Genomic DNA, 12475 nt, shown 5'->3' with positions numbered 1-12475 from the left:
GGCAATTTTTGGTTCTATAATTAAGGTCAAAAATCATTAAAAGTAATAAAAAACCAAATTCATCATTTCATCTGTTGAATTCCACCCATATCCTACATTTTTAGCTGGAAAATTTGGGTTTGAAGGATTTCCCGAGGTATTGTCATACGTTGCTGAAACTAAAATAATTGACCCTTTGGGAATAAATAGTGGTTCTTCATAAAGGTAGGTGCTTTGCCAATTAAAATCCCATTTATTTATCTTAATTAATGGTATTTCCAATCCATCAGGGGTAAGGGCTAATGACTCAAAACTTTGTCCTAAATAATGCATATGAGGCATAATAGATACTATGTTCATATCGTTATTTATTCTATACTTAACGTAAAATGTTGGTTTTGTTTCCTTCCTTAGAAAAAAGGGTTGATTTGCGATGTGATTTTCTCGTATGGCAAGCACCTTGATTTCATGTTCTACATTTTTTTTGGAAAAGTAAAGTTTTATTTTAGACTTGTCTGTCTGAGTTACAGATGCAGGGGCATAATGAATGTTCAAAAGTAGGTCAGTGTCTGCATACATTTTTTTTCCGGTTCCTTCTGGGTACAAAATAGGAAGATTACCTGGGACCCATCCGTATAGAAATTCATCAGCGAGTGGTTTTTTTTGAAATTCGAGGACTTTTGGGTCATATTCCGAAAGCCCATTTATACCTCTAATTTGATTGGTTGTATCGGCCATGATTCTACTGTGATGAACCTGTCTTTTATTTCCAGGAACATATTCAATAGATTCGATGTACTTATCTTCTTTAAGATTGGTTGGCAGATTGAAAAATCTATAGTCTTCTATGCCTTCATTGGAAATGATATATGAATCTTTCATTTCCAAAACCAAATCCGGTTTGCGATTATTCAGGAGGTCTGGGATTTTTGGGCGTTCACCAACTTTTTTGCCTTCCTTCATTCCTTGGGAGACCCATTCATTTATTTTCTCGATTTCCTCCTTTTTGAGTACCCTTTGATTTTTAAAAGTTCTGTATTCAGGGTCTGCCTTCCAAGGGGGCATGTATTTGATTTTTGTCACATGGGCTATAAAAGTGCCTTTTTTCTTGACTTCTTCATAAGTAGTTAATGGAAAAGGTCCATAACCGTTTTTTTTATGACAACTGGCGCAGTTATTAATGATGATTTTTTCAATATCCTCATAGTAAGTTAATTCTTGAGCAAATAATTGAGAAAGGAAGCCCGTAAATAGAAGAGTGACAAAAATCTTATGCATGTACTAATCTTTATATTCTATAAAGCACCCAATGGCTTGGGTGTAAGTTACTTTTACGGGAGTCCCTTGTAATACTGATTTAATGGCATTCTCCAAGTAGTGTTTGGTAACTTGTCTTCTATTTTTGCCCAATGCATAAAACCAGTTGTCGATAGCACCTTGATACAAAACTTTTCCGGAAGGATTTATTAGATAGGTTTGAGGAGTATGGGAAGCTTTCAATTGCTTGGCTAATTCGTTGTTTTTGTCACTTATAAGGTCAAATTCTATTTGATAAATTTTCTTGAAGTCTATTATTTCGCTGTCTTTAAAATTTTCTGGAAAAATTCCATAGAAATTTACAGAATCTTTATAAAGCGCATAAAGATTTCTAATCGTATTACCATATTTCTGGGAAATAGGGCAATCACTTCCAAGAAAAATCAATACCATAGGCTTATCGATATTATTTTCTTTTAGAATACTAAAATCTTCTCGATTTACTTGCTGAACTCTGTTGATTGAATCATTAATGTCAGAAGCGGGGTGTACGGGAGACGTTGGACTGAAATGCATGGAATGTAACGAATCCATTGAAGATTTTTCTTGCGAATGGCACAGTGTATTAATAAACAACAATATTAAAAGAACTCTTGACATTATGGTAAATAAAGTTTTTTTAACAGAATATAAATTTACAAAATGAATGGTGATCTTGGCTAATTTCCTATTTCAAACCGGCTGCTAATCATTTTATTAAAACGATTACAAAAATTTCAATTTTGAATTTATAAATTGTTGGTTATAACTCCTTGGTTAATAATTCGGAATTTTAAAATAAACATAAATGTAAGCTTCTTTAAATGGAGAAAGGACAAGTTTAGCTTGCCAATTGATGGTTGTAAAACTTTACCAACGTGACCAAGTCTTCTTCCGTTTTCATTTTCAATTTATTTTCTTTTATAAAATCCTGTACTTCGTCTTGGAACTTTGGAAAAGTCTTCAGGATTTTATTTTTATTTAATGAGATGGGTTGTAGTTTACCATCCATAAACCTTAAGAAGTATTTTTTGGTAGAGACTACTGTTGTTTTTGTGTCTTCATGATAGCTGTCCTTGGCTGGTTTTCCTTTTTTTAATTTTTTTTCGTGTTTTATAAAGATACTGCAGTTGGAATTGAAAATGGGTGAAGTAAAATATCCCTTTACTAGATTACCGTTTTCGTCCACATATTCTAGTACATGGTAATCAACTTTTTCTAGCGTAACCTTGCCAAGCTGATCTTTGTAAAAAATAATCTTTGTGGGGGAGGAGGCTTTATTTGCTTCCATTTCATCACGGTACACATTATATCTCATTAGATATTCCCCAATCATTTCATTTTTTTGATTAAACAACTGTCCTTGTTTGTAAAGAAAATTTTCATACTGTTCGTTTTCCGGGAAGCCTTCATCTTCTTCGATTTTTGTACTCATCTTTCCTAACAGACTAAAATCCATACCTAGAATAGGTACACTATTTTTTGGGTCAAATTCTGGATTTCCAGTTGTTTGGGCTATCAAGCCATTGGAGGTAAGAAATAATATTATTGCAAAAAATAATTTAGTCGTATTGGAAAGCATAATCAAATTTTTGATTTATAGCAAGTTAGTAAAATAATCAATAGTATTTTTTAAGATATTTACAATATAGGCTTCTAAGTCTGTGTGTTTTTAAAACTATGATATTGTTATATAAAAGAAAAGAGCTTTCATTATAATGAAAGCTCTTTTTGGTTTATAATTTAATAAGAAGGTATCTCTACTCTAAACACAAATCCAATGTCAATTCTCCTTCTGCTGGTGGTGTTACGGTACCGTCCGCACTAGCAATAACATTGCCTTTTGGGGAGGTAATAGTAAATATTACTTCACTATCGTAATCACCACTAACAAATCCAAATGTTAAGGTTGAGGTTCCATCGGGTACAGTAACAGTATATGTGTCTGAAAATCCATCATCAATTGTATAATCTGTAGCTACACCATCTACAATAACTTGGAGCGCTGCTCCGTTCCAACCATCTCCATAGTCATCTTCAAGTGAAAGAACGTAATCTCCTGGAGGATTGGCTATAGTCTCCGCACAGACAATGGTCCAGTTAATAGAACAATTAGCCTCTGGAAATTCTGTACATACAGAGGGAGACCAAGAATCGAACACTCTACCGTCGTCTGTATACAAAATCCATTTCATTGAGAAAGTATCGCCTGGAATAAATGGTCTGGTATCCGCATCTCGCTCAGGTGCATCAGGGTTGGCATAAACAGGAACCTCACCATTACCATTTTCATAGTCGTAAGTAGCTCCGGAATATAATTGATAAACCTCGTCCTGAGTTATGGTAAAATTTGTAAACTCAGCATTTGTGGGCACATCTCCGCCTTCAAGGGTGGCCCAAAGGATTCCTTCATCACCTCCATGTGCGGCAGTTTTAGGGTTTCCATCTAAATCAATGTAGGGTTCATTGAACAATACATATAACTCGATTTTATTTACAGTATTCTCCTTATCAATAGATTTCCACTTCATATTAAAAGTAATAGGAATATCTGTTTCCTGATCTTTAAAGTCTGAAGCAGATCCATCCGCGACAATGGTATAGGCATGTACACCACTTTCCCATTCAGGAAGGATTACCAAATCCTCATCCTTACAGGCGTTGAATAAAACCATCAACCCGGCTAATGTTAGTATATATAAATTATATTTTTTCATTTTATTATTTTTTTTAATTAAAACTGAAATTTCAGAGTATCCCAAAAGATTGCTCCACTACTTGGGCTATCATATACTTTGTCGGGTGTATTGCTGTTTAGGTTTAACTCATCCTGCGCGTAAGGTAGGGATAATGCAAAGTTACGTGGCAATTGTAATGGTGCCTGGATATCGGAAGGGAAACCAGTTCTTCTAAATGCGTTATATCCTTCATAACCATTTCCAAAGTTAGCATACCATGCTTGTTTAAGTACATAGTTCAAGCGCTGTGCACTAGTTCCTCCAGTAGGGTAGGCAGCAATAACGTCGCCAATATAGTCCTCTTCGTTCTTGTAAGTTATCGGCCAATCATAAGTTTCTGGCCAAGTATCGATATCCGCAGAAGCTGCAGGGTCTGCCGCTGTTCCAACCGCTATTACCTTTTCAAATTGTTCTTCCAAGGCCGCTTCAAGAAGATCGGCTTCCGTAGAACCAGTGGAAACGCCTAACGTAATTTGGGCTTCCAACAGGTAAAATTTAACCATCCATGAAGTAATGATCGGAAAAATTCCGTCTCCAGTACCAAATTGGTTACCTCCTGTAGTAGAGGCCGAAACATCAAATAGACCTGCAGCAGGATAAGCACCTACGGTAGTTCTCAAAGGGTTATCGTTAGGTATACCAGATGGGTCAGAGCGGTCACGACCAAAGAATCCACCTAGATACTCTCTTTCATCATCAGTAAGATCTTCAGGAGCTTTACCAAAAACACCTTGAGTTACAACAGGGCTATATGGAAAATAGGCATAAATACAATCATCCCTTTGTGAACAAGGTATGGTCTGCTTGTCCGTGGTATCGTCTGGATTTAAAAGAGACGATGTCTGACGCTTAAAGTAAAATGGTGTTCTAGGGTCTCTTTTGGAAAGCATCTCGAACATCAACTGAGAACCAAAATAGGAATAGCCAGCTTCACCGCCTGCATATCCATCAATATACATTGGGTGTCTATTATCTGGGTTTTTTAGTGCAGAAAAGCGTAATTGAAAATCATCTGCCGCTGTTTGGATGTAATTGTCACCGTCTACTATGGCTTGTATGGCGGCAGCGTTATCCTGAACGTTTTTGGTTTGGATAAGCAAACGCAACTTTAATGAATTGGCCGCCTTTATCCATTTGGAAGTAGAACCTCCATAGATAATGTCTCCATCCAACGATGTAGCTTGGTCCTTACCAAGATTTGCAATACCCGCATCTATCAGTGCAAAGGCATCAGCATAGATGTTAGCGCCACCATCATAAACGGGCTCCAAAATGGGTTCGCTGTAATTTCCGGCAAAAGCTTCAGTATACGGAACATCGCCCCATAAATCTACCATAGTAGTAAAATAATAGGCTTTTAAGACCTGTGCTACTCCTAAATAATTAGGACTAAGCTCTGGATCGGCCGCGCGTATCATCTCTTCCAAATCCTTTAGGGGTACACTGTACAAATAGTTCCATGTGCCATTCCAGGAGGAATTGGTGAAATTGAAATCGTCACTGCTTGTATTGATTGCCTGAAAACCCATTTGGGAATTATTTAGGCCACCTGCAAAGGTATTTAAGCCATTAAACTGGGCACTCGTCAATAACAGGTCCAAAGAGACTTCGGAAGCCGTGTTGGGATCTGTGTTAATATCCAGTTCCTGAAATTCACAACCGACTGTCGCCATGGTAAGAGCCATGGTAAAAACAGCAGTTTTTATATATCTTCTTAGATTTATTTTCATCTTTTTCATCATTAAGTATTGTTTAGTTTAGAATGACAAGGATAGGTTGAAACTATACGTTTTAGTCGTTGGTGTAGCTCCATATTCAAAACCTTGAACGTTGGATGCCGCCGTTTCAGCCAATACCTCTGGGTCTAAGTTTAGACCTTCTAGCACATTAGGTGCCTTCCACCATAGGTTTCTTCCGCTTAAAGAGAAAGTCAATGAGCCAAATGGGGTGTTTTCCAAGAATTTTTCAGGTAATGAATAGCTAAGCCCCAATTCCCTAAGTCTAATGGTTGTTCCATCATATATGTTTACTTCGTCCTGTCCATAGGCTCCCCAACCATCAGTAAAGTGAGAGTCAAAGGCAGTTATTGGAGTAGTGTTTTGTACCGTATTACCGTTACCGTCCAAAACAGGTTCAAAGGTCTGTACATTTCCATAGACACCAGGTACTACCCTTAGTGCTTCACGATCTACCGAATTCGCTAATTGACCACGTAACATCAAGGAAGCAGCGGTAAAGGAGTAAAAGTCTCCACCTTGTTTCCAATCGATCAACGCCCTCAATGTAAAGTTTTTATAGGTAAAACTATTTGTAACACCTAACGTGAAGTCAGGGTTAGGGTCACCGATAATATCTGAGGTTGCAGATGCAAATGGCAAACCGGTTTCCTTATTTATCAATAAGTTCCCTTCGGCATCCCTTGCATTTTTGGTTCCGAAGATTTGCCCGTAAGGGAAGCCGTTTCTATGAATGGTACCCAAGGAAGTTCCAGGACCACCAATAAAAATTTCACCAGTAGGACCTGCATCCACTACTAAGGATTTAACCTTGGAGAACGCGGTGTACATATTCCATTTAAAATTTTCGTTGGATACTGGATAAACATCCAATCCAATTTCCCATCCTTTGTTGGAAAGTTCACCAACGTTTACGATTCTGTCCGCAAAACCAGAAGAACGTGCAACGGAAGCCCTGGCAATTTGTTCGGTGGATGTCCTGTCAAAGTAGGTTACATCCAAGCTCAATCTACTATTGAACATAACAGCCGAAAGACCCGCCTCAAACTCCGTTGTAAACTCTGGCTTTAATTGGGCATTACCTAAAAGATTATCTCTGGAGGCAATATTGTTCAAACCATATACTGGAGAAGTAAAAGGTGTAGCAATAAAGTAGTTCGTAGATGTTCTGTAAGGATCAGCATCATTACCCACTTTGGTGTTCGCCGCCCTTACTTTTAATGAGTTTATAAATCCTGGCATAGGAATTACCTCACTTAGCATCATGGAAATACTGGCACCTGGATAGAAATAGCTATTTGCCCCCTGTGGCAATGTTGAAGACCAATCGTTTCTACCTACTACGTTTAGGAATAACCAGTCGTTGTAGCCAAAATTGATATCCGCAAACACACCATACAATCTTCTCAATCTGGAGTAGTCCCTGGTTGGAATTAGTGTGGCCGTTGCATCAAATCTATTGAGACCGGTAGAAATTATTTGGTTACCTACAACACCTCTTTCAGTATATTCCCTTTGGTTTCCGTTCATACCGATAACCGCTGTCATATTGAATTTCTCACCGAAATCTTTATTGATATTGAATAGCAGGTTAATATCCTTTTCAGTGTTATCCAAGTCTGTGGTTCTTACATAACCATCAGGATTAGCAATACCTCCAGGTCTTTCGTTTCTTCTACGTTTCTCATGATAGGTGTTTACACCTCCCTTAAGGGTAACGTTCAACCAGTCATTTATATCATAGCCTACAGATACGTTACCGTAAACACGGTTTACTTCACTTTTATATAGGTTGTTGTTGGCAATCCAGATTGGGTTGTCCAATGCCCTATAGAAGATATTGGAACCATCAGCAGGGTTTTCCCATGGAAGACCGTTTAGATCAAAGTTTCTGGGAAGATAAAACAACCTAGAATAAATGGAACCTCCGCCACCACCAAAATAATCGTTGAAGGCACTTGCTCCTGACGATGGTGATTTTTGGGTGGTATTAACATAGTTTATTGTACCGGAAACAGTTAGCCCATTATCCAATCTAGCGTTACCACCGGCATAAAGGTTTGTTCTTCCGGCACCTTGATTGGGAACTATACCAGATTGATTCATATTGGAAAAACCAACATTGAGATTGGATTTTTCACCTCCGGCACTTACACTAACAGAATGATCAGAAGTAATACCTTGTCTAAAGAACCCTCCAATAATATCGTGAGGTTCAATTTTATAAGGAGCGGATACTGATACCACAGATCCATCGGGCATTACATAATCCTGCATTAGTTCTGGAAAAACTCCCGGAAATCTATTGCTTACCGGGTTGGAAGCGGTTCCAGCCGGATAATTGGAACCATCAGGATATAAAGAATAAAAAGGAGTATAGTTTGTCCCATATTCTTCGTTGATACTATCTACATATTCAGGAAAAGGAGAACCCCAGTTTCCAATGAAACCTCCATTGTAAAGCTGGTTGGAACCCTGTGTATATACATCTTGATAATCAGGAATTCCAGAAATTTGGGTCATCGCTAAAGAGGAATTGTAGCGAACCTCCATTCCCTTTCTTGAGGCTTGTCTGGCACCTTTCGTGGTAATAAGTACCACGCCGTTCGTGGCCCTAGAACCATATAGGGCAGATGCTGCGGCTCCTTTAAGTACGGAAATGCTCTCAATGGAATTAGGGTCTAAATCAAATGCCCTACTGGAGAATACCGTGTTTTGGGCAGCCCCTTGATCGCTGTTAACACTGTTGTCAAAGGGAACACCGTCCACAACAAAAAGAGGTTGGGTGTTTCCTGTTAAGGAAGACATACCACGTATGTTTATTTTTGTGGATTGTCCAGGTGCACCACCGGCACCTACAATGTTTACACCAGGCATTTTACCTTGCATGGCCCTAACGGCATCCGTTTCCGCCCTTTGGGCAATTTGATCACCGTCTACCTTGGCGACCGAATAACCTAATGATCTGGATTCCCTTTTTAGACCTAGGGAAGTTACAACAACTTCCTCAAGAGCCGTGGCGTCATCCTCCATTTGAACATTGATGGTGTTGTCAGATCCAACTACCATTGAAACAGTTTTTTGACCTATATAGGTAAAAACAAGTGTTTCGCCTTGCGAAGCTGAAATGTTGTAATTTCCATCAAAATCGGTTTGTGTACCGGTGGTAGTACCTTTGACTAAAATGTTCACACCTGGTAGGGGTAGACCACTTTGGTCGGTAACTGTACCGGAAACCGTTTTTTCCTGTGCATAGGATATATGCACAATCAACGCCAACAAGAGCGTTAACAATCCATTTAGTTTTGTTCTCATTTTTTAATTATTTGAATTAGCTAGCAGCAAAAATCACAAAATAGTGTTAATAATCCAAGTGAATATTAATAAAACTTTAAGATATCAAAGGATTCTTAGGAGTTATAGATTAAACACTATTTGTATTTTACTATGTGTAATATAACAGCTTAAATATTGAGAATTTCGTAAAAATAGTCAACGCCCGTTAGTTGGGAAATGTGTGTTTTTTTGAAAAAACTTCCATAATTTTTAAACTAATGAAACGTAATTGAAGTTTTTTTGGCTGCTGCTGGTCACATTAAATTAGCTGGTAAAAAAAGTTTCTAAAATATTTATGGATAGGTTTGATTTATATTGAAATATCACTACATTTGCCGACCCTAAAACAAAGGGTAAATTTTTATACATATTTATATAGTATGCCAACAATTTCACAATTAGTACGAACAGGAAGGGCCACAATTACCAAGAAGAGTAAATCGGCTGCTTTGGATTCGTGTCCTCAAAGAAGGGGTGTATGTACTCGTGTATATACTACAACTCCTAAAAAACCAAACTCTGCAATGAGAAAAGTTGCCAGGGTAAGGTTGACGAACGGGAAAGAGGTTAACGCCTATATTCCTGGTGAGGGTCACAACTTGCAAGAGCACTCGATAGTATTGGTAAGAGGCGGAAGAGTAAAGGACTTGCCAGGAGTTAGATATCATATCGTTCGTGGGGCATTGGACACAGCAGGTGTGGCCGGTAGAACACAACGTAGGTCTAAATATGGTGCTAAACGTCCCAAGAAGTAAATAACACTTTTTAAAAAGAAGTAATGAGAAAAAGACAGGCAAAGAAAAGACCACTTTTACCAGATCCAAGGTTTAATGACCAGTTGGTGACAAGATTTGTCAATATGATGATGTGGGACGGTAAAAAGTCAGTAGCGTTTAGTGTTTTTTATGATGCCATCGATATTGTCGAGGCAAAAAAGACAGATGAAGAGAAAACTGCTTTAGAGCTATGGAAGGATGCATTGAGTAATGTAATGCCCCACGTAGAGGTAAGGAGTAGAAGAGTTGGTGGTGCAACCTTTCAAATACCCATGCAAATTAGACCTGACAGAAAAATTTCTACGGCTATGAAATGGTTGATAAGTTATGCTAGAAAGCGTAACGAGAAAGGAATGTCCCAAAAATTGGCTGCCGAGATTTTGGCTGCGGCTAAGGAAGAAGGTGCTGCTGTTAAAAAGAGGGTCGATACCCATAAGATGGCAGAAGCGAATAAAGCATTTTCCCACTTTAGATTCTAATCAAAATGGCAAGAGATTTAAGATTAACAAGAAATATTGGAATTGCCGCGCATATTGATGCCGGTAAAACAACGACTACTGAACGTATACTTTTTTATACCGGGGTTAGTCATAAAATAGGTGAGGTTCATGATGGTGCTGCCACTATGGACTGGATGGAGCAAGAGCAAGAACGTGGAATCACTATTACTTCGGCAGCTACTACATGTGAATGGGTTTTTCCTAGAGTAAATGGTGAGCCTACCGAAGATGCCAATAGTTATCACTTTAATATTATAGATACTCCGGGTCACGTTGACTTTACCGTTGAGGTGAACAGGTCATTACGTGTACTTGATGGATTGGTCTTTTTGTTCAGTGCAGTTGATGGTGTTGAGCCTCAGTCCGAAACTAACTGGAGGTTGGCAGATAACTATAAGGTGCCTAGAATTGGTTTTGTGAACAAAATGGACCGTCAGGGCTCTAATTTCCTAGCTGTTTGTAATCAGGTGAAGGAAATGTTGGGTTCAAATGCTGTTCCAATTGTTTTACCGATCGGTGATGAAGCGGACTTTAAAGGAATTGTCGATTTGGCCAAGAATAGGGCTATCGTATGGCATGAGGATAATTTCGGTTCTACTTTTGATGTAATCGATATTCCTGAAGAGATGAAGGCGGAAGTTAAGGAGTACAGAGCTGCCTTGATAGAAGCTGTTGCGGAATATGACGAGGAGTTGATGGAGAAATTCTTTGAGGATGAAGAATCGATTACTGAAGAAGAGGTACACGCTGCATTGAGAGCTGCGGTAATGGACAGGGCAATCATACCAATGATCTGTGGTTCTTCTTTTAAGAATAAAGGAGTTCAGTTTTTATTGGATGCCGTATGTAGATATTTGCCATCTCCTTTGGATAAGGATGCAATCGAGGGTGTAAATCCTGATACCGGCGAAACAGTTTTACGTAAACCTGATGTTAAGGAGCCATTTTCGGCTTTGGCATTTAAAATTGCAACTGACCCCTTCGTGGGAAGATTGGCGTTTTTTAGAACCTATTCTGGGCGTTTGGAAGCTGGGTCTTATATATTGAATAATAGATCTGGTAAAAAAGAGCGTATTTCACGTATTTATCAAATGCATTCCAATAAGCAAAATGCCATTGATTTTATCGAAGCGGGAGATATTGGTGCTGCCGTTGGTTTTAAGGATATTAAGACCGGAGACACTATGTCTGACGAGAAACATCCTATTGTTTTGGAGAGTATGAACTTCCCTGATCCCGTTATCGGTATCGCGGTTGAGCCTAAAACCAAGGCGGATGTGGATAAATTGGGTATGGCTTTGGCCAAATTGGCTGAAGAAGATCCAACCTTCCAGGTAAAAACCGATGAAGCTTCCGGACAGACTATTATTTCTGGAATGGGCGAGCTTCACTTGGATATTATCGTGGACCGATTAAGAAGGGAATTCAAAGTCGAGGTTAACCAAGGTCAGCCACAAGTAGAATATAAAGAGGCACTTACCCAAGCGGCCAACCATAGAGAGGTTTACAAAAAGCAATCTGGTGGACGTGGTAAGTTTGCCGATATTGTTTTCACAATGGAGCCCGCTACCGACGAGGAAATGACAGGCTTGGAATTTGTGAACGAAATAAAAGGTGGTAACGTTCCAAAAGAATATATTCCTGCTGTTGAAAAAGGATTTAAGGAAGCCATGAAAAATGGACCTTTGGCCGGATTCGAGATGGATAGTATGAAAGTTACCCTAAAGGATGGTTCATTCCACCCCGTGGATTCAGATTCATTGTCTTTTGAGTTGGCGGCGAAGATGGGCTATAAGGCTGCTGCCAAAGCTGCAAGAGCTGTATTGATGGAGCCTATTATGAAGTTAGAGGTAATAACTCCAGAAGAGAATATGGGTGATATTGTTGGGGACTTGAACAGAAGAAGAGGTCAAGTGAGCAATATGTCAGATCGTGCGGGAGCTAAAGTTGTTAAGGCTACAGTACCGTTATCAGAAATGTTCGGTTATGTAACATCATTAAGAACACTTTCTTCTGGTAGGGCAACTTCTACCATGGAGTTCTCACACTACGCAGAAACACCTTCCAATATATCTGAAGAGGTTATAAAAGCAGCAAAAGGTATAACAGCATAA

Annotated in this window: 9 protein-coding genes; 3 read left to right on the top strand and 6 right to left on the bottom strand. The window is 38.8% G+C overall.

From position 1 onward, the window contains the following. Window positions 1–36 precede the first annotated feature (36 nt). The 6 genes from CJ263_RS03660 to CJ263_RS03635 form a co-directional block, all read right to left on the bottom strand. Window positions 37–1257, bottom strand: a complete 1221-nt coding sequence (locus tag CJ263_RS03660) for a hypothetical protein (RefSeq protein ID WP_094996019.1) — start codon at window positions 1255–1257, stop codon at window positions 37–39. Between the two features lie 3 nt (window positions 1258–1260). After that, entirely contained in the window at window positions 1261–1830 is a 570-nt protein-coding gene (locus CJ263_RS03655) for a redoxin domain-containing protein (RefSeq protein ID WP_158657071.1), read from the bottom strand. Window positions 1831–2116: 286 nt separating this feature from the next. After that, a complete protein-coding gene (locus tag CJ263_RS03650; RefSeq protein ID WP_094996017.1) occupies window positions 2117–2857 on the bottom strand; it encodes a hypothetical protein in 741 nt (246 codons plus the stop codon). Window positions 2858–3035: 178 nt separating this feature from the next. Further along, on the bottom strand, window positions 3036–3992 hold the full coding sequence (locus tag CJ263_RS03645) for a hypothetical protein (RefSeq protein WP_094996016.1): 957 nt from the start codon (window positions 3990–3992) through the stop codon (window positions 3036–3038). Between the two features lie 17 nt (window positions 3993–4009). Continuing rightward, window positions 4010–5755 (bottom strand): SusD/RagB family nutrient-binding outer membrane lipoprotein, encoded by a 1746-nt coding sequence (locus CJ263_RS03640; protein ID WP_094996015.1) that lies wholly within the window; start codon window positions 5753–5755, stop codon window positions 4010–4012. A gap of 15 nt (window positions 5756–5770) precedes the next feature. Continuing rightward, entirely contained in the window at window positions 5771–9064 is a 3294-nt protein-coding gene (locus CJ263_RS03635) for a SusC/RagA family TonB-linked outer membrane protein (RefSeq protein ID WP_094996014.1), read from the bottom strand. A gap of 401 nt (window positions 9065–9465) precedes the next feature. Here CJ263_RS03635 and rpsL point away from each other — a divergent pair, with 401 nt between their 5' ends. Genes rpsL through fusA form a run of 3 tightly spaced genes read left to right on the top strand, consistent with a single transcriptional unit; the run spans window position 9466 to window position 12475 of the window. Then, complete coding sequence (gene rpsL / locus CJ263_RS03630) at window positions 9466–9840, top strand: 30S ribosomal protein S12 (RefSeq protein WP_027078345.1); 375 nt, start codon at window positions 9466–9468, stop codon at window positions 9838–9840. Window positions 9841–9863: 23 nt separating this feature from the next. Beyond that, window positions 9864–10340 (top strand): 30S ribosomal protein S7, encoded by a 477-nt coding sequence (gene rpsG / locus CJ263_RS03625; protein ID WP_047246278.1) that lies wholly within the window; start codon window positions 9864–9866, stop codon window positions 10338–10340. Between the two features lie 5 nt (window positions 10341–10345). Continuing rightward, window positions 10346–12475, top strand: coding sequence for an elongation factor G (gene fusA, locus CJ263_RS03620; RefSeq protein ID WP_094996013.1), 2130 nt, complete (start codon window positions 10346–10348; stop codon window positions 12473–12475).

The sequence above is a fragment of the Maribacter cobaltidurans genome, assembly GCF_002269385.1.
GTDB lineage: Bacteria > Bacteroidota > Bacteroidia > Flavobacteriales > Flavobacteriaceae > Maribacter > Maribacter cobaltidurans.
The sequence above is the reverse complement of the archived record's forward strand: the minus strand, read 5'-3'. Positions and strand labels throughout refer to the sequence as shown.